This is a genomic window from Williamsia sp. M5A3_1d (genome assembly GCF_053345315.1).
In genome coordinates, this window is record NZ_JBKEZX010000003.1 from 464,079 (window position 1) to 481,952 (window position 17,874).

Annotated in this window: 13 protein-coding genes; 7 read left to right on the forward strand and 6 right to left on the reverse strand. The window is 70.1% G+C overall.

Features of this window, described 5'->3' with window-relative positions; genetic code table 11:
- Positions 1–94 precede the first annotated feature (94 nt).
- Together ACLBW1_RS14345 and ACLBW1_RS14350 are read left to right on the forward strand one after the other, a co-directional pair.
- Positions 95–3,502: an ATP-dependent helicase gene (locus tag ACLBW1_RS14345; protein ID WP_447812488.1), complete on the forward strand. Its 3,408-nt coding sequence runs from the start codon at positions 95–97 to the stop codon at positions 3,500–3,502.
- Positions 3,495–6,929 (forward strand): ATP-dependent helicase, encoded by a 3,435-nt coding sequence (locus tag ACLBW1_RS14350; protein ID WP_447812489.1) that lies wholly within the window; start codon positions 3,495–3,497, stop codon positions 6,927–6,929. Before ACLBW1_RS14345 ends, ACLBW1_RS14350 begins: the two co-directional genes overlap by 8 nt.
- On the opposite strand, the gene ACLBW1_RS14355 is transcribed toward ACLBW1_RS14350, so the two are convergent.
- Complete coding sequence (locus ACLBW1_RS14355) at positions 6,911–7,312, reverse strand: DoxX family protein (RefSeq protein WP_447812490.1); 402 nt, start codon at positions 7,310–7,312, stop codon at positions 6,911–6,913. The two genes, ACLBW1_RS14350 and ACLBW1_RS14355, sit on opposite strands and share 19 nt — an antisense overlap.
- Positions 7,313–7,355: 43 nt before the next feature.
- Between ACLBW1_RS14355 and ACLBW1_RS14360 the strand changes: the two genes are divergently transcribed.
- The gene (locus tag ACLBW1_RS14360; RefSeq protein WP_447812491.1) at positions 7,356–8,420 is read left to right on the forward strand and encodes a potassium channel family protein; all 1,065 of its coding nucleotides are present in this window, start codon (positions 7,356–7,358) and stop codon (positions 8,418–8,420) included.
- Here the strand turns inward: ACLBW1_RS14360 and ACLBW1_RS14365 are convergent.
- On the reverse strand, positions 8,396–8,962 hold the full coding sequence (locus ACLBW1_RS14365) for a TetR/AcrR family transcriptional regulator (RefSeq protein WP_447812492.1): 567 nt from the start codon (positions 8,960–8,962) through the stop codon (positions 8,396–8,398). The two genes, ACLBW1_RS14360 and ACLBW1_RS14365, sit on opposite strands and share 25 nt — an antisense overlap.
- Positions 8,963–9,070: 108 nt before the next feature.
- Here ACLBW1_RS14365 and ACLBW1_RS14370 point away from each other — a divergent pair, with 108 nt between their 5' ends.
- Together ACLBW1_RS14370 and nudC are read left to right on the forward strand one after the other, a co-directional pair.
- A complete protein-coding gene (locus tag ACLBW1_RS14370; RefSeq protein ID WP_447812493.1) occupies positions 9,071–9,661 on the forward strand; it encodes a lysophospholipid acyltransferase family protein in 591 nt (196 codons plus the stop codon).
- A gap of 10 nt (positions 9,662–9,671) precedes the next feature.
- Complete coding sequence (gene nudC / locus ACLBW1_RS14375) at positions 9,672–10,598, forward strand: NAD(+) diphosphatase (protein WP_447812494.1); 927 nt, start codon at positions 9,672–9,674, stop codon at positions 10,596–10,598.
- 27 nt (positions 10,599–10,625) lie between these two features.
- On the opposite strand, the gene ACLBW1_RS14380 is transcribed toward nudC, so the two are convergent.
- Positions 10,626–10,877: a mycoredoxin gene (locus ACLBW1_RS14380; RefSeq protein WP_447812495.1), complete on the reverse strand. Its 252-nt coding sequence runs from the start codon at positions 10,875–10,877 to the stop codon at positions 10,626–10,628.
- Between the two features lie 83 nt (positions 10,878–10,960).
- Between ACLBW1_RS14380 and ACLBW1_RS14385 the strand changes: the two genes are divergently transcribed.
- Both ACLBW1_RS14385 and ACLBW1_RS14390 read left to right on the forward strand, forming a co-directional pair.
- Positions 10,961–13,036 carry an ATP-dependent DNA helicase UvrD2 gene (locus tag ACLBW1_RS14385; RefSeq protein ID WP_447812496.1) on the forward strand — a complete coding sequence of 692 codons (2,076 nt, stop codon included), beginning with the start codon at positions 10,961–10,963 and terminating at the stop codon, positions 13,034–13,036.
- Between the two features lie 504 nt (positions 13,037–13,540).
- Complete coding sequence (locus ACLBW1_RS14390; RefSeq protein ID WP_447812497.1) at positions 13,541–13,867, forward strand: WhiB family transcriptional regulator; 327 nt, start codon at positions 13,541–13,543, stop codon at positions 13,865–13,867.
- 19 nt (positions 13,868–13,886) lie between these two features.
- Here ACLBW1_RS14390 and ACLBW1_RS14395 read toward each other — a convergent pair whose 3' ends face one another.
- The 3 genes from ACLBW1_RS14395 to ACLBW1_RS14405 all read right to left on the reverse strand — a co-directional run bounded on the left by ACLBW1_RS14395 (position 13,887) and on the right by ACLBW1_RS14405 (position 17,689).
- The gene (locus ACLBW1_RS14395; RefSeq protein ID WP_447812498.1) at positions 13,887–15,203 is read right to left on the reverse strand and encodes an ABC1 kinase family protein; all 1,317 of its coding nucleotides are present in this window, start codon (positions 15,201–15,203) and stop codon (positions 13,887–13,889) included.
- 34 nt (positions 15,204–15,237) lie between these two features.
- Positions 15,238–16,143: a hypothetical protein gene (locus ACLBW1_RS14400; RefSeq protein WP_447812499.1), complete on the reverse strand. Its 906-nt coding sequence runs from the start codon at positions 16,141–16,143 to the stop codon at positions 15,238–15,240.
- Between the two features lie 91 nt (positions 16,144–16,234).
- Positions 16,235–17,689 (reverse strand): zinc-dependent metalloprotease, encoded by a 1,455-nt coding sequence (locus ACLBW1_RS14405; protein ID WP_447812500.1) that lies wholly within the window; start codon positions 17,687–17,689, stop codon positions 16,235–16,237.
- Between the last annotated feature and the right edge of the window lie 185 nt (positions 17,690–17,874).

A 17,874-nucleotide genomic window follows, 5' to 3' on the forward strand; every position in this document is an offset into this window, starting at 1 on the left:
CGCCGGGCGGTGTCGGGGTCGGATGATCTGATCGACGCGACGCGACACACGCCGGACAGCGGGTGCGGAGTGCATGCAGGGGAGGGGGAGCGAGATGGCCGAGCAGACGACGCGCGCTCGAGCACGGACCGAAGTCCGTGCGTCGCTCATCGCCGCATCGCGCACGCCCACGGTCGTCCACGACTGGGAGCCCGCCGCGGCCGCACTGGTGGCCGCCCCCCATGGTCCGGCGTCCGACCACGTCGCGGCCGACCCCGATCGGAACGACGCCTGGCGGCCGGTGCGGATCACCGGTGGACCGGGTACTGGGAAGTCGTCGTTGCTGGTCGACATCGCCGTCGCCCGGCTCACCGACCCCACCGTGGATCCCGAGTCGGTTCACGTCATCGCGTCGGATCGTCGGGCCGCGGCACGTCTGCGCGAAGAGATCAGCGGACGTGTACTGCGCGCATCCGACACCGACACCGACAACCGGGGTCTGCGGCGTTCCACCCGGGAACCGTTGGTGCGCACCGTCCATTCGTATGCGTTCGCTGTCCTGCGGCTGCAGGCTTCGGCGCAGGGCAACCCGCCGCCGCGTCTCATCACCGGATCCGAACAGGACGCCGTGCTGCGCGAACTCCTGGCCGGTGACATCGCCGACGGTGCCCGCAACTGGCCCGCGCGACTGCGCCCGGCTCTGGGCACCGACGGTTTCGCGCAGGCGTTGCGTGACCTCATGATGCGGGCGGCCGAACGCGGTGTCGGCCCCGAGCAGCTCATCGCGCTGGGACGCGACCACGGTCGCGACGAATGGGTGGCGGCCGGGATCGCCTACCGGCAGTACGAGCAGACGACGCTGCTGCGCGGTGCGGTCGGCGTCGAGGCCCCCCAGGCGTCGGCGCCCGCGGTCGACGCCGCCGAACTCATCGGATCGGCCCTCACCGCGCTCTCGACCGACGACGTGCTGCTCGACCGCGAACGAGCGCGGATCCGACACCTGCTGGTCGACGACGCCCAGCACCTCGATCCGCACGCCGCGGCGTTGATCCGCCTCGTCGGCACCGGCACGGTGGAGGCCGTCATCGCCGGCGACGGCGACCAGTCCGTCTTCGGGTTCCGCGGCGCCAGTTCGCGATTCCTCGACGATCTGGTCCCCGCCGGCGACGTCCGCCGCGACATCGTGCTGCGGGTCAACCATCGCAGTGTCGACGAGATCGCGACCGCTGCCGCCGACATCGCCGCCCGCCTGCCGCGTACACGATCGCCGCGACCGACGGTGGGAGCCGGTGACGACGCCGGCGCGGTGAGTGTCACCGCATACTCGTCGGCGGCGAAGGAGGCGACCGCCATCGCCGACACCCTGCGACGGGCGCACCTGTTCGACGGTGTCGCGTGGTCGGACATGGCCGTCATCGTCCGATCGGTCCCGCGCGCGATCGCACCGCTGCGCCGCGCACTGCGGTCGGCGGGTGTGCCCGTCGCGACCCCCGCGAACGAGATCGCGCTGCACCGGCAGCGGGCGGTCGCGGCCCTGTTGACGGTGTTGCGCGGTGTCGACGACCTCCTCACCGCCGACGATGCGTTGATGCTGCTGTCGGGACCCATCGGTGGGGCCGACCCGACGGCGCTGCGTCGACTCCGTCGGGGGCTGCGTCGTGTGGACGGTGCGATCACCGACGCCACCGGCGACACCGAGGGTGCAGCGGAGGATCCTGCGGCCCAGCGTGACTCGCTCGACATCGTCGTCGACCTCCTGTCCCGCCCGCTGACGCAGACCACCGCGCACACCGACGCGTTGACCGCCACCGAACGCGCGCCGCTCACCCGGGTGCTCGAGGCGTTGTCGGCGGCGCGCACCGAACGCGCGCGCGGTGGAGGTGTCGAGGACGTGCTGTGGGCGGCGTGGCAGTCGACCGGCGCGGCCCGACGGTGGGCCGCGACCGCCCTGCGCGGTGGCCCGGCCGCCGATCAGGCCGACCGCGACCTCGACGCGGTCGTCGCCCTGTTCGACGTCGCGGCGAGCTTCACCGACAACCTGCCCGCCGCCACCGTCGGCGCCTTCGTCGACCACGTCTCGAAGCTGCAGATCCCCGGCGAGCAGTCGCGTCGAGCGGTCGTCCCCGAGGCGGTCACGATCGTCTCGGCACATGCCGCGGCCGGGCGGGAATGGGACGTCGTCGCCGTGGCCGGGGTCCTCGACGGGCTCTGGCCCAGCCTGCGCAGCCGCGGCAGCATCCTCGCCACCCCGCAGCTCGTCGACCTGCTCGACGGTGTCGCCACGGAGGCGCTCGACACGGTCTCCCGGACCGCGACCGCGCTGGCCGAGGAACGCCGCCTGTTCCTCGTGGCGTGCTCGCGGGCGCGTCGGCGCCTGATGGTGTCGGCGGTCGACGACGGCAGTGGCGACTCGGCCCCGTCGCGGTTCGTCATCGAGATGGCCGCGGGTGCAGAGGGTCTCGATCCCGAGGAGACCGCGGTGTCCGCCGACGGTCTGCTCGAGGTGGCGCCCGCGGTCCGGCGCGTGCTGTCGCTGCCGTCGCTGGTGGCGACCCTGCGCGCGCAGGTGTGCGCACCCGACACCGCCGACGCCCAGCAGCAGACCGCCGCCGATCTGCTCGCCCGCCTCGCCGACGCCGGTGTCCCCGGCGCGCATCCCAGCGAGTGGTTCGGGCTGCCCGAGGCCAGCAGCGACGTCGGGCTGTGGGATCCCGCGCGGGGGCCGGTGACCTTGTCGCCGTCGTCGATCGAGGCGCTGCAACGGTGTTCGCTGCGCTGGATGCTCGAACGCAACGGAGGACGTGACGGCGATTCGGCGCCCGCGGTGGCGGGGACGCTGGTGCACACCCTCGTGCAGGCGCTGGCCGGGCAGATCGATCCGACGCATGTCACCGAGGCCCTGCACCGCGTGTGGGATCAGGTCGACGTGGGCGCGCAATGGTTCTCGGCCCATGAGCTCGACCGTGTGGAGGGGATGCTGACGCACTTCGCCGACTGGCTCGTCCGCTCTCGCGACGAACTCGACGAGGTCGCGGTCGAGGTCGAGGTCGATGCGGTCATCCCTCCCGACTCCACCGACGACGCCACCGCCGACGAGCCCGCCGTGCGGCTCCGGGGTCGGATCGACCGGCTCGAACGCGACGCCCACGGGCGTCCGGTGGTGGTCGACGTGAAGACGGGCAAGACCATCGTCAGCCGCGACGACGCGCAGGTCCACCCCCAGCTCGCCGCGTACCAGCTCGCGCTGCACCTCGGCGGCGCCCCGGAGATCGGTCCGGCCGAGCCCGGGGGTGGGCGACTGGTCTACGTGAACAGTGCGTCGACGAAGACCGGTGCCACCGAACGTGTTCAACCGCCGTTGACCGGCGATCAGATCCAGGAATGGATCGGCCTCGTCCGTTCGGCCGCGCGGGCGAGCGTCGGGCCACGTTTCGTCGCGACCGTCAACGCAGGCTGTGTGCGGTGCCCGCTGACCGCGTCGTGCCCGGCGTCGATCGCGGGGAAGGCAGTGACCGATGACTGATGGGACCGTGTCACCGATCTCCACACGCATCTCGGCGCGGTCGTTATCGGCGGCGCTGGGATTGCCGCCGCCGACCGACGAGCAGGTCGCGGTCATCGAGGCGCCGATGGAACCGCTGCTGGTGGTGGCCGGCGCGGGCGCGGGCAAGACCGAGACCATGGCCGCGCGGGTGGTGTGGTTGGTGGCCAATCGGATGGTGAGCCCCGACGAGATCATCGGACTCACCTTCACGCGCAAGGCGGCAGCCGAACTCGCGGCGCGAATCCGTCGACGTCTCGCGATGCTCGCCGCGTCGTCGGCGATGATCGGCTGGGACCCCGACGGTTCCATGCGAACCCTCCTGCGCAGCGCCGATCCCGAGGTCAGCACCTACCATGCCTACGCCGGTCGACTCATCGGCGACTACGGACTCCTGCTGCCGGTGGAGCCGGCGGCGACGCTGCTCTCGGAGACCGAACTGTGGCAGCTGGCCTTCGGCGTGGTCACCGGCTGGTCGGACGAGCTCGAGACCCCCAAGACCCCGCTCGGGGTCACCGAGTCGGTGCTCAAGCTGTACTCCGACGCCGCCGAGCACCTGGTCGATCCGAACGACATCGACGGCTTCGGCATGGATCTCCACCGGCTCATCGACACCCTGCCGCCGGGTCCGCGGCAGCGCGCCGACCCGTCGAAGGAGCTGCGCGGCATCCAGGAGGTCATCACCGAACGCCACCGCTTCGTCCCGCTGGTGGAGCGGCTCGCGGCGACGATGCGCGAACAGAACGTGCTCGACTTCGGCAGCCAGATGTCGTTGGCCGCGCGGTTGGTTCGCGATCACCCCGAGGTTGCCCGCGCCGAGCGCCAGGCCGTGCGCGCGGTGCTCCTCGACGAGTACCAGGACACCGGGCACTCCCAGCGCGTGTTGCTGTCCACCCTGTTCGGGCAGCCGCCGCAGGCACCGAACGGCAGGGGTTCGACAGACCGGGGGCCGGCGTCGATCGCGGTCACCGCGGTCGGTGACCCCATCCAGTCCATCTACGGCTGGCGCGGTGCGTCGGCGGCCAATCTGCCGCGTTTCGCCACCGATTTCCCCGACTCGTCGGGTTCTCCGGCGCAGCAGATGGAGTTGCTCACGAGCTGGCGCAACCCGCGGACGGCGCTCGAGTTGGCCAACCGGATCTCCGAGGACCTGCGTGCGGTCGGCATCCCGGTGAGCGTTCTCCGGCCCCGCGACGACGCCCCCGACGGTGCGATCGACGTCGCGCTCCATCCGACCGTGGTCGACGAACGCACCTGGCTGGCCGAGGAGATCTCCGCCGAGTACGCCCGGGCCGAGGAGGCGGGTGAGGCCCCACCGACGACCGCGATCCTGGCGCGCCGCAACGAGGACTCGGCGCCGCTGGCCGCAGAACTGGAGAGCCGAGGCATCCCGGTGGAGGTCGTGGGGATCGGTGGGTTGCTGTTCGTCCCGGAGATCCAGGACGTCGTCGCGATGTTGCGGCTGATGGCCGACCCCATGGCGGGCACCGCGGCGATGCGACTGCTGACCGGGGCGCGGTGGCGACTCGGGGCTGCAGATCTTGCGGCGTTGTGGCGCCGCGCCCGACACCTCGCCGCCGTCGAGTTCGCCGCGGTGACCGGGGTGGTCGCCGATCTCGCCGCGCTCGACGACGCGCTGGACTCGGCCTTGCCGACCGACGCGGTCGATCAGGCCGGCCTGGGCGATGCGATCGCCGACCCCGGCGACAAGTCCCAGTACAGCGCGGAGGGGTATCGCAGGATCACCGAGTTCGCGGCCATGCTCGACGGGCTCCGGCGGCGTCTCGGACAGTCGCTGCCCGATGTGGTGGCCGACGTCGAGGCGACACTCGGCGTCGGGATCGAGACCCAGATCCGGGCACGCCGTATGCGCGGGACCATCACCGGGCGTGAGCATCTCGACGCCTTCGCCGAACACGTGTCGGCCTACGCCGAGCGGTCGGCGGCGACACTGCCCGGCCTGCTCGCGTTCCTCGAGTCCGCCGCGGCCATCGAGAAGGGACTCGAACCCGGCGCCGTCGAGATCGCGGAGGACCGGGTGCAGATCCTCACCGTGCACGCGGCAAAAGGCCTGGAGTGGGAGGTGATCGCGGTGCCGCACCTGTGCACCGACATCTTCCCGGGCGGCCGCTCCGACGGCACGTGGATCGGCAGCGCCCGCGAGTTGCCTGCCGCGCTACGAGGTGACCTCGCCGATGCCTCCGGGGTGGGGTTCCCCCGGTTCGACACCTCCGCGGTCACCGACCGCAAGGAACTCGAGACGGTCATCGCCGACCACAAGCAGGCCCTGCGTGACCGCAAACTCGAAGAGGACCGACGGTTGCTGTACGTGGCCTTGACCAGAACCCAGCGGCGGCTGCTCATCGCGGGTCACCACTGGACGGCCAGACACGACAAACCCAAGGGGCCCTCGGTGTTCCTCACCGAGATCGGCGACATCGTCACCGAACTGTCCGACGGCCCTGAACCGATGGCCGGTATGCATCTCGCCGAGTGGGCACCCGCTCCCGCCGACGGCGCGGACAACCCGCTGTCGGCGCACGCGGTGACCGCGTCGTGGCCGCAGGATCCGCTGGGCGACCGGCGTGCGCAGGTACGTGCGGGAGCCGACCTCGTGCTGGAGGCCCTGCGCACCCGCGGTCAGCCGACGCTGTTCGACGCCGCGCCCGACACCGTGGAATCCGGTTCTGTGGCACCCGATCCGGGTGCCGACGAGCACGACGGCGACGTGTTGCGTCGCGAGGTCGATGCGCTGCTGGCCGAGCGTGCGGCGGCGAACTCCATCGACCTCGAGGTGGTGCTCCCGCATCACCTCTCGGTGAGCGATCTCGTCGAACTCGACCGCGACGAGGCCGCGTTCGCCCGCAGGCTACGGCGACCGATGCCCTTCAAACCCAACCGCCTGGCCCGGCGCGGCACCGCGTTCCACGCGTGGGTGGAGCGTCGCTACGGCGCGACACGTCTGCTCGACATGGACGAGTTGCCCGGTGCCGCCGACGAGACCTCCGACACCGACGCCGACCTCGCGACGCTGCGCGACGCATTCCTGGCCTCGAGCTGGGCGGCGCGCAACCCCATCGAGGTCGAGGTGCCGTTCGAGACGGTCATCGGCGACACCGTGATCCGCGGACGGATCGACGCCGTGTTCGCCGAACCCGACGGGGGCGCTGTCGTCGTCGACTGGAAGACCGGTGCGCAACCTGATGCCGCACAAGCGAAGTCGGTCCAGATCCAGCTCGCCGCCTACCGCATCGCGTGGGCCGAACTGAGCGGCATCCCGATCGAGCGGGTGCGTGCGGCGTTCCACTACGTGCGTTCGGGGGTCACCGTCGAACCCGACGACCTCCCCGACCGCCGCCGGCTGGCGCAGATGGTGGCTCGCGAACAGGCTCAGGGAGTCGCGCGGTAGATCTTGAGCGCCCGGGTGATCATCGGCACCTGTAGCGGCAGGCGGGCGATCGCGCCGTAGCGGAGCAGAGGCTTCTTCCAGAGGATGCGGACCGAGTTGATGTTGGCGGGGAACACCGCGACGAACAGGGCGACCGCGGCCAAGGCGGCCGGCTTGCGGGTGCGGGGCACGAGGAGCCCGACCCCGATCGCGGCCTCGGCGACGCCCGAGGCGTAGGTCAGGGTGCGCGGGTTGCCGGGGATCTCCTGCGGGACGATCGAGTCGAAGGGGCCCGGGACCACGAAATGCAGGGTCCCCATGCCGATCAGCGCGCTGCCCATCACGGTGGCGTCGCGGCGTACGGCGTCGCGGCGGTGGGGGAGTCTGTCGAGGAGTGTGGCCATGCCGACCACTGTCGCACAGTGTGGCGATATAAGGTCGCCGGTGATGCCTGGCCCATTACGTCGCCGTCTGCGGTCCGACGACCTCACCGGTAAACCCGATCACGCTCTCGTCGGGGTGGTGCGCATCCCCGAGATGCAGCAGAGCCCGGTACGGGCGATCAGTCGGCGGGTCCTGTTCGCCCTCGGGGCTCTGTTCGCGGCGGTGTTCATCGTCTACCTCGACCGTGACGGTTATCGCGATGTGCAGGACAACGAGCTGTCGTTCCTCGACTGCCTCTACTACGCGACGGTGTCGCTGTCGACGACGGGCTACGGCGACATCACGCCGTTCGCCCCCGAGGCGCGACTGATCAACGTTCTCGTGATCACCCCTCTGCGGGTGATGTTCCTGATCGTCTTGGTCGGCACGACCCTCGAGGTGCTCACCGAACGTTCGCGGCAGGCCCTGAAGATCCAGCGTTGGAGGAGCAAGGTGCGTAACCACACCGTCGTCGTCGGCTACGGCACGAAGGGCAAGACCGCGGTGAACGCGATGATCGGTGACGGCACCAAGCCGTCGGAGATCGTCGTCGTCGACTCCAATCAGACCGTTCTCGACTCCGCGGCCGCGAACGGACTCGTCACGGTGCGCGGCGACGCGACCCGTTCGGATGTGTTGCGCCTCGCCGGGGCCCAGCACGCCTCGGCCATCGTCATCGCCACCAACCGCGACGACACCGCCGTCCTGGCCACCCTCACCGCCCGCGAGCTGGCACCGCGCGCGAAGATCGTCGCCTCGATCCGCGAGGCGGAGAACACCCATCTCATCCGCCAGTCCGGTGCGAACTCGGTCGTGGTGTCGTCGGAGACCGCCGGCCGGCTCCTCGGTCTGGCCACCTCGACCCCCGCGGTCGTCGAGGTCATCGAGGATCTGCTGACCCCCGACGCCGGCTACGCCATCGCCGAACGCGACGTCGAACGCGACGAACTCGGTGCCTCACCCCAACACCTCGTCGACATCGTCCTCGGTGTCGTGCGGTCTGGCCGGCTACATCGCGTCGACGACAGCGAGGTCGACGCCATCGAGTCCGGTGACCGCCTGCTCTACGTCCGTAAAGGGCCCGCCTGACACGCGGAGTCGATGACGTCGCGCACGACGAGTCGGTGGTCGACCCCCGGCGCGACAACGCCCATCGCTCCCGTCGAGTTCACCGTCGCGACCCCGTGCACGCCGCTCCACAGCGCGGCCGCGCGACGTTCGGTGCCGTCGAGTCCCATGCGATCGAGTTGCCGGCGTAGCCACGTGAACAGTGGTCGGGAGGTGGCACGGAGGTCTCCGCCGCCCCCGACGAGCAGGTCGTGTCGGAACATCAGCGCGAACATCGCGGGCCGACGGACGGCGAAGTCGACGTAGGCATGTGCCGCGGCATCGATCACTGCGCGACCCTCGAGATCTCGTGCGGCCGTCTCGATCGCCGACGCGAGATCGGCGAGACCTGCGGCCGCGATCGCCGACAGCAGCGCGCGATGGGTGGGGAACCACCGCCGCGGCGCGCCGTGCGAGACCCCGGCCCGTCGAGCGATCTCGCGGAGGCCGATGTCGACCGAGCCGCTGTCCTCCATCAGTTCCACGCCTACCCGCACCAGGCGGTCCCGTGTCGACTCCTGCACGTAGACAGTGTCCACCACGACTGGTAGACACTGTCTATGCATGCGGCTCAGTGGTGGTGTCGGCACGTCCTGGTCGGACCCGCGCTCCGGGTCTGGCACCGCCCGCGAGTGATCGGACGCGAACACCTGCCGCGCGCGGGACCGGCGATCCTCGCAGCCAACCACCTCGCCGTCTGCGACTCGTTCCACCTGGCCCTGGCCGCCCGACGACCGGTGTTCTTCCTCGCCAAGAGCGACTACTTCGACCAACCGGGCGTGGGCGGCGCGATCCGCCGTCGCTTCTTCGTGGCGGTCGGTCAGATCCGCGTCGATCGATCCGGAGGTCGCGGCTCGGCGGCCGCGCTCACCACCGCGGAGGAGGTGCTCGCGTCCGGCGGGGCCTGGGCGATACATCCCGAGGGCACACGGTCGCCCGACGGCAGGGTGCACCGCGGGCGTACCGGCGCCGCGCGTGTGGCGGCGCGGACCGGTGTGCCGATCGTCCCGGTGGCGATCACGGGAACCGTCGGCAGCACGTGGCGACGACGACGCGTGACGATCCGGGTGATGCCCGCGATCCGGGTGGCGCCGTCCGATGACGTGCGTGCCCGAACGGACGAGCTGATGCGGACCATCGCCACACACGCCGAGCTGGCCTACGTGGACCGGTACGCGCGCCCGCGCTCGGCCGCCGACGCCGTCGCGATCACCGATCACTAAGCTCTCGCCCGTGGCCACATTCGAGTTCGTCGAGTCCCCTCTGCTGTCCCGGTCGACGATCGACAGGGCCGACGAGATTCGGCACGACACCGCGTTGTTGGCCGGCGCATGGCCGACGGCGAAGGTTCTCGAGATCGACCCCGAGGGCCGCTACGGCGTGGGTGAGGACGGACTCCGGTGGCGACCGGCGCTCGATGTCGCCACCGAGATCCCTGCGGCGGCGGTGTTGTTGGGCATCGACGACGGCGTGTACCTGTGGGCGATCCGGGTCCCCTCGATCGAGGGGCGCACCGCCGACGCGCGGCGCAGCGCGGGACGCCTCAGCGGCGACGAGGCCGGTCTGGTCAGCACCGCGTTGGGGATGCTCAACTGGCATGACGCCGCGGCCTTCTCGCCGGTCGACGGCAACCCCACCGAACCGGCCAAGGCCGGTTGGACCCGACGCAACGTCGTCACCGGCCGCGAGGAGTTCCCCCGCACCGACGCCGCCATCATCACCGTCGTCCACGACGGCGCCGACCATGTGCTGCTGGGTCGGCAGGCGGGGTGGCCGGAGCGGTGGTTCTCCACCTTCGCGGGGTTCGTCGAACCGGGTGAATCACTCGAACAGTGCGTGGTCCGGGAGCTGCACGAGGAGACCGGCCTCGACGTGGTCGAGCCGCGCTACCTCGGCAGCCAGCCGTGGCCGTTCCCCCGGTCGCTCATGCTGGGGTTCGAGGCCCGCGCCGACCGCGATCAGCCACTGGACTTCCTCGACGGCGAGATCACCGAGGCCATCTGGTTCCCCCGCGACGAGGTGCTGGCCGCGTTGGCCAGCGGCGACGAATGGCTGCGCGGTGAGAACGCCTCCGACGACGACGGTCCACGCCTGCGCCTACCCGGATCGATCTCCATCGCCCGGCAGCTCGTCACCGCATGGGCACACGACAAGGGCTGACCCGGGGATGACGACCGACCGTGGTCGTCAGACGCTGAGCTTGGCCTTCACGTCGCGCACCGAGGGGTTGGTGGCGGTGGAACCGTCGGCGAACTTCACCGTCGGCACCACGTGATTGCCGTTGTTGACGCTGCCGACGAACTCGGCGGCCGAGGGATCGGCCTCGATGTCGATCTCGGTCCACTCGATGCCCTCGCTGCGCAGGCCGGTCTTCAGCCGGGCGCAGAAGCCGCACCACGAGGTCGTGTACATGGTCAGGGCGGAGTTCTCGCTGCTCATGGCCCGTCCAACGTCTCGGGGCGGTGTGGTTGTTCCCGGGTGGGTGGTCAACGGTTGTCGCACCCCGTTGCGATACTGGAACCATGAGCACGCTCGACGGCCTCGACCCCGAACAACAGGCCGCAGTCCTCGCACCGCGCGGACCGGTCTGTGTGCTGGCCGGCGCCGGGACGGGCAAGACCCGCACCATCACCCGGCGCATCGCCCACCTCGTCACCGAGGGCCACGTTCGCGGTGGTCAGGTGCTCGCGGTGACCTTCACCGCGCGCGCGGCGGGGGAGATGCGCGGGCGCCTGCGCTCGCTGGGTCTGGCCGAATCGGGCAACACCGTCCAGGCGATGACCTTCCACGCCGCGGCGATGCGCCAGCTCCGGTACTTCTGGCCGCAGGCCATCGGCGACACCCGCTGGGAACTGCTCGACAACAAGTTCCCGGTGGTCTCCCGCGCGGCCCGGCGCGCCGGTCTCGACACCTCCACCGAGACGCTGCGTGACCTCTCGTCGGAGATCGAGTGGGCCAAGGCCTCGCTCATCGGATACGACGAGTACGCATCCGCGGTCGCCGCGCGACGTCGCGAGACCCCGCAGCCCCCGGAGAAGGTCGCCGCGGTCTACGAGGCCTACGAGGAGGCGAAGATCTCCCACGACGGCGACCGCCTGCTCGATTTCGACGACCTGTTGCTGATGACCACCGCGATCCTGCGCGAGAACGACGGTGTGGCCGAGGAGTTCCGCGACCGCTACCGGTGTTTCGTCGTCGACGAATACCAGGACGTCACCCCCGCGCAGCAGGGTCTGCTCGACGCGTGGCTCGGTGCGCGCGACGATCTCACCGTCGTCGGCGACGCGAACCAGACCATCTACACGTTCACCGGGGCCAGCCCCAAGTACCTCCTCGACTTCACCCGCCGCTTCCCCGACGCCGAGATGGTGCGCCTCGAACGCGATTACCGCTCCACCCCGCAGGTGGTCGGTCTGGCCAACCGGGCGATCGGTGCGGCGCGTGGTCGGGTGGCGGGCACCCGGCTGGCGCTGGTCGGTCAGCGTCCACCGGGACCCGAACCCGAGTTCGCCGAATACGACGACGAACCGGCCGAGGCCGCCGGTGTCACGGCGCGGATCAAGAAGCTTCTGGCGCAAGGGGTCCCGGCGTCGGAGATCGCCATCCTCTATCGCGTGAACGCCCAGTCGCAGGCTCATGAGGACGCGCTGACGGCGGCGGGGATCGCCTACCAGGTGCGCGGCGGCGAGGCGTTCTTCCAGCGCGCCGAGATCCGGCAGGCGATGCGGGCGATCTCCACCGCGGCCGCACGCAGTGACCTGCCCGCCGACGCCGACCTGGTCACCCTGGTGCGTGCGGTGCTGGTGCCGTTGGGGCTCACCGATTCCGAGCCGACCGGCACCCAGGCACGTCAGAGGTGGGAATCGTTGCGGGCGTTGGTGACCCTCGCCGAGGACCTACGTGCCGACGTCCCCGACATCGACCTCGCGGGTCTGGCCACCGAACTCGCCGCCCGCTCGCAGGCCCGACAGCCACCGACCGTCCAGGGGGTCACGCTGTCGTCGTTGCACGCGGCGAAGGGCCTCGAGTGGGACGCGGTGTTCCTCGTCAACGTCACCGACGGCTCGCTGCCGATCAACCAGGCCATCAACGGCGCCGACGACGACGTCGAGGAGGAACGGCGCCTGTTCTACGTCGGGATCACCCGTGCGCGGGAACATCTGCACATCTCCTGGGCGCTGTCGCGTGCCGAGGGAGGGCGTAAGAGTCGTCGTCGCTCCCGGTTCCTCGTCGACCTCGTCCCCGACGACTCGCCTGCCTCGAAGATCGCCGAACCCACTCGTCAGCGGAAACGTCCGCAGTGCCGGGTGTGCGGCAAGCAGCTGCTCGGCAAGACCGCGTCGTTGCTCGGGCGATGCGAGAGCTGCCCCAGCAACCTCGACGAGGACCTGTTCATCGCGCTCAAGGAATGGCGCAGCGAGCAGGCCAGAGAACAGAAGGTGCCTGCGTTCGTGGTGTTCTCCGACAACACGCTCATCGCCATCGCCGAACAGCGCCCGGCCGACGTGGCCGCACTCGTCGCCATCCCGGGAATCGGGGCGAAGAAGCTCGATCAGTACGGCGAGATGTTGCTCGGACTCGTCGCCGGTACCGGCTGACCCCCAAAACCCCAGGTCAAAAAAAGGTTGTGCGATCGGCGAACGATCTTCTAGTCTTTCTCACATCAGTACGGGAGAGGTTGCACCAGCGATGTCGAGCGTAGAAGCGAACACACAGAAGGGAGTGGATCAGTGAACAACGCAATCGTCACCACCGCGGCATCGAACGCGTCGGCACCTGCCTCGAACGCAGGCATGCGTCATCGTCACGTCCCCTCCTGGGTGTCCGCGCCTCACGCGGCGGCCTACGCCGCTGCCGGCGCACCGCTCTTCGCCCTGGGAGCAGCCCACGACGCACGAGCCGAGCGCGCCGCGATTCCCGTACCTCGACCACCTCTCACGAGCTGAGCACAGCTCGATCGAGAACACGAGGCCACGGCGAATCGCAGATGCGAACCCCGTGGCCTTTCTTGTGAACCGGTGAGAACACCCCACAAGTGACGCCCGGGTTGGCAATCCACAACCAACCGAACGACCACGTCACACACAGTGGAGGAAACACCGATGACCGCGCCGACAACCCCGTCGACCGATCCGACCACCTGCTATCCGATCGGCGATCTCGCCGTGGCCCGCGCCGCGACCGCCACCGAGACCCGTCTGCCCTGCCGGGTGGCCGACCCCGATCTCTGGTTCGCCGAGAGTCCCAGAGATCTCGAGCGGGCGAAGGCCCTGTGCAGCGAGTGCCCACTGCGGCGCGAATGCCTCGACTCCGCGCTCGACCGCGGTGAGCCGTGGGGCGTATGGGGAGGCGAGATCTTCTCCGAAGGAGTCGTCATCGCCCGCAAGCGCCCGCGCGGGCGGCCGCGCAAGCACCCGGTCGCGGCATGAGAGATCAGAGAAGTGGGTGTCAGGCCGACAGGCCGGGCACCCACTTCTCCATGATCCGCCGATAAGGCGCCTCGGCGTCGAGCTGCGCGGCGATGCCGACGCAGCCGCCCAGCACGCGGAACACCATGACGTACTCCGGCGGCACGTTCAGGTGTCGCGACGTCTTGTAGACATCACCCTTGAGGTCGGTGGCCTTGCCGACCGCGCGCTGCAACCACTTTCGCGTGAAGTGGAACGAGTCCGCCATCAGCGGATCCACGTATGCCTTCAGATAACGCTCGATGTCCTGCGGCGTCACCTTGTCGCGGTTGCTGCCGAGGATGAACTTCGCGTCGATCATCGCCTGCACGAGACCGTCGAAGTCCTGATCGCGCGCCAACCGCAGGATCTTCCCCGTGTCCGCGGGCAACCCGTTCGGATAGTGGCCCACCGCACCGAAATCGAAGACCGCGAGACGTCCGTCGTCGAGGATCTGGAAGTTGCCGGGGTGCGGATCGCCGTGCAGCAGCCCCACGCGAGCGGGCGAGGAGATCTCGAACTCCGCGAGCTTGGCCGCGACCTCGTCGCGCTGCGTCTTGGAGCCTGAGGAGATGATCTGTGCGAGAGGTGTTCCCGTGATCCACTCGCTGACGACGACCTTCGGGGCGCTCGCGACGATCTTCGGGATGACGAAGTCGGGGTCGCCGTCGAACTCGGCGGCGAACGCCCGTTGGTTCTTCGCCTCGCCCTGGTAGTCCAGTTCGTCCTCGGTGCGCGCGATCAACTCGTCGACGAGAGCGCGCACATCGGTGCCCGGCGTCATCCGCTGCATCAGACCCGCCATGCGCGACAACGTCTTCAGGTCGGCCTTCAGCGCGTGGTCGGCTCCGGGGTACTGGATCTTGACAGCCACCTCGCGGCCGTCGGACCAGACGCCGCGATGGACCTGCCCGATGCTCGCCGAGGCGGCCGGGGTGTCGGAGAACTCGGTGAAGCGCTTTCGCCACGCGGTCCCGAGTTGGGCGTCGAGAACCTGGTGCACCTTCTTCGCCGGCATCGGCGGCGCCTCGGCCTGCAGCTTCGTCAAGGCTTCGCGGAAGGGCTCGCCGTACTCGTCGGGGACCGCGGCCTCCATCACCGACAGGGCCTGCCCGACCTTCATCGCGCCGCCCTTGAGTTCACCGAGGACCGTGAACAACTGTTCGGCGGCCTTCTCCATGAATTCCTGGTTGATCTCGTCCTTGTCGCCGCCGGCGAGACGCTTGCCGAAGCCGGCCGCGGCCCGACCCGCCATACCCAGCGGGAGCGTCGCGAGTTTGGCGTTACGCCGCCCGCGTCCCTCGGTGATGTCAGCCATCCACCCATCCCTTCCGACCGGCCTCCAGGATAGTTCACCGGCGAAACAAGCAACTGCACAGCGGGTGCGGTTCCCAGCGTCGAACACGCAACCGCGCAGGCTGCGGCAGGTATTCGAGGGTGTGGTCGATGATCTGCGGTGCAGCGGTCTCGACGCGGGATTCGCCCGTAGCGCCCTGTGACCGCCGCAGACCGTGTCCGACCTGTTCGATCTGTTCCATCGCCAGGGCCGCGGTGGCCGCGATCGTCGCCGCGCTGGCGTGCCCCACCTGGCCGATCATCTGCCCCGCGACGAGCGGCCACCCGGGGTCGCGGTCGGCTCGGTGGTGGTCGGCGCAGCGCAGACAGCTGGTACGGCCCGGCAGGACCAGCGGACCGATGACCCCGCTGCCGTCGCGCAGGCGGACGGGCATGTGGGCGATGCCTCGGGACATCAGCCCACCGACGATGGCCGGGTCGTGGGCGAGGTGGTCGGTGAGCACCACGAGCCCCTCGTCCCACGACGCCAACGGGGCGTCCGCCGCGCCCTGCGCCGTTCGGGGACGTTGCGCCGACACCGTCACCGGGATGCTCGCCTCGCGCAGCAGTGTGGTGAGGCGCGTGGTGAGGGGGCCGCGACCGTGCAGCCGCACCCGCAGCGATCGGGCGTGTTCGGTGGCGTCGGGTTCGGCGACCATCCCGGCGTCGCGGAGACGATCGAGCAGATCGGTGGCGACCTGCTCGTCGAGCCCCCACCGGGCGGCGGTCCGACGGATCTCGGTCGGTGAGCGTGCGGTGGCGAGGAATCGCAGGAATCCGACGACGTCGTCGGCGCGCAGGGTGGTGGGTAGCTGGATCACCAGACCCCGCTCCGGGTCGCAGCCCACCTGGATACAGCCGTTGCCGCGGTGGACCACAGGGGTCCCCGTCCGCAGTGCGGTGAGGGTGTCGTGTCGTGCCATGGGCAGACGATGTCATCGCCGCCCGTTCCGCCTACGCCGGAGCGCACCGGTTATCCACAGGCCGGCGTCGCCGGCCCGTCGTGTGGACGGACTACCGGTCGGTGTCGCTCGGGCCCGTCGAATCGTCGTCGTCGGCCTCGGAGTCGTCGGTGCCGGCGTCTTTCGCCTCGCGGGCGGCGGCCTCGTCGGCCATCGTCTTCTCGAGTTCGGCCATCGGATCGTCGAACGAGCTGACATCGCCACCGATGACCCGGTCGATGAAACCGGCGGGGGAGTCGATGTCGTCACCGTCGGGCATGAGGTCGGGGTGGGCCCAGATGCCGTCGCGTGTGGCGACGTCGCTGCTGGTGAGCAGTTTCTCCCACAGATCGGCGGCCTCGCGGAGTTTGCGGGGACGCAGTTCGAGACCGACCAGCGTCGCGAAGGTCTGCTCGGCGGGTCCGCCGCTGGCGCGCCGACGGCGCACGGTCTCCGCGAGTGCCCCGGCGGCGGGGATGCGATCGGCGAGGGCATGGGCGACGACGTGTTCGACCCAGCCCTCGATGAGTGCGAGCAACGTCTCGAGTCGTGCGAGTGCGGCCTTCTGTTCCGGGGTCGTCGTCGGCTCGAACGACGTCCCCGAAGCCATCAACTCCTCGATCTTCGACGGATTCGAGAGCAGCTCGGTGGGGTCGATGCCGTTCGCGGCCTCCTGGATGCCGGAGAAGTCGACGGTGATCCCGCGGGCGTACTCCTCGACGGTCGCGAGCAGGCGCTGGCGCAGCCATGGCACGTGTGCGAACAGGCGGACGTGGGCGGCCTCGCGAGCGGCGAGGAAGACGATGATCTCCTGCGCGGGCTGCTCGAGCCCGTCGGCGAAGGCGGCGATCGCCTCGGGTAGCAGCACCGCGGTGCCGGTCGGTGCGAGCGGCAGACCCACATCCGACGAGGTCAGAACCTCCTTGGCGAGCTGGCCGAGTCCCTGGCCGAGCTGTGTGCCGAAGGCCATGCCACCCATCTGGTTCAGCATGCCCATCATGGGGCCGGCGAACTGTTGCGCCTCGGCGGGAAGTCCGGCGCTCAGCGTGCCCGCGATCTGCGTGGCGACCGGATCACACAGCACCTTCCATGTGGGAAGCGTCTCCTCGAGCCACTGCACGGGCGTCCAGGCGAGCGATGTCGACACACCGGCCGGCAGGGTGGTGGCACCGTCGAGCCAGACCTCCACGAGGCGGATGGCGTCGCTGACCGCCGACTCCTGTCCGGCGTCGATGGGGGTGAAGTTGCCGATCTGTTGGCGGGCGAGGCTGGTGGCCACCTGGTAGTTGACCGGCCCGCCGCCTCCCGACCCCGGTCCGGCGCCCATGCCACTGATCATCGAGCCGAGCTGAGACAGCATCTGCCCCAACGCATTCGGGTCGAACCCGCCGGCGCCTCCGCCGGCTCCACCGAAGCCGAACGGATCCGATCCCGATGCCCCGCCCGACGACGAGTCGCCACGTTTGCGTGCGGCGTCGTCGCCGTCGTCGTCGCTGGACGATCTGAAACCGAAGGGCAGGTCATTCATGCCGTCCACGGTACCGGCGGCAACGCCGCCACCGAGGTCACGAGCAGGCCGCAGTCGGGTGTTTCGCTGTCAGCGGAGATGACCCGCCGCCGACCGCTGTGCACCTTCGGCGCGGGCTGACCGTAAGTGTTCTGCCCGGCTGCACGCGTCCGTAGGTTCATCGCGCAGTGCACCCGGCCGTCGTG

What these genes read in the sequence shown, in the direction of transcription:
- ACLBW1_RS14395 (WP_447812498.1), bottom strand. Translation starts at nt 15,203, where the DNA reads ATGGCTGACATCACCGAGGGACGCGGGCGGCGTAACGCCAAACTCGCG.
- ACLBW1_RS14360 (WP_447812491.1), top strand. Translation starts at nt 7,356, where the DNA reads ATGCCTGGCCCATTACGTCGCCGTCTGCGGTCCGACGACCTCACCGGT.
- ACLBW1_RS14390 (WP_447812497.1), top strand. Translation starts at nt 13,541, where the DNA reads ATGACCGCGCCGACAACCCCGTCGACCGATCCGACCACCTGCTATCCG.
- ACLBW1_RS14380 (WP_447812495.1), bottom strand. Translation starts at nt 10,877, where the DNA reads ATGAGCAGCGAGAACTCCGCCCTGACCATGTACACGACCTCGTGGTGC.
- ACLBW1_RS14400 (WP_447812499.1), bottom strand. Translation starts at nt 16,143, where the DNA reads ATGGCACGACACGACACCCTCACCGCACTGCGGACGGGGACCCCTGTG.
- ACLBW1_RS14405 (WP_447812500.1), bottom strand. Translation starts at nt 17,689, where the DNA reads ATGAATGACCTGCCCTTCGGTTTCAGATCGTCCAGCGACGACGACGGC.
- ACLBW1_RS14350 (WP_447812489.1), top strand. Translation starts at nt 3,495, where the DNA reads ATGACTGATGGGACCGTGTCACCGATCTCCACACGCATCTCGGCGCGG.
- ACLBW1_RS14355 (WP_447812490.1), bottom strand. Translation starts at nt 7,312, where the DNA reads ATGGCCACACTCCTCGACAGACTCCCCCACCGCCGCGACGCCGTACGC.
- ACLBW1_RS14345 (WP_447812488.1), top strand. Translation starts at nt 95, where the DNA reads ATGGCCGAGCAGACGACGCGCGCTCGAGCACGGACCGAAGTCCGTGCG.
- ACLBW1_RS14385 (WP_447812496.1), top strand. Translation starts at nt 10,961, where the DNA reads ATGAGCACGCTCGACGGCCTCGACCCCGAACAACAGGCCGCAGTCCTC.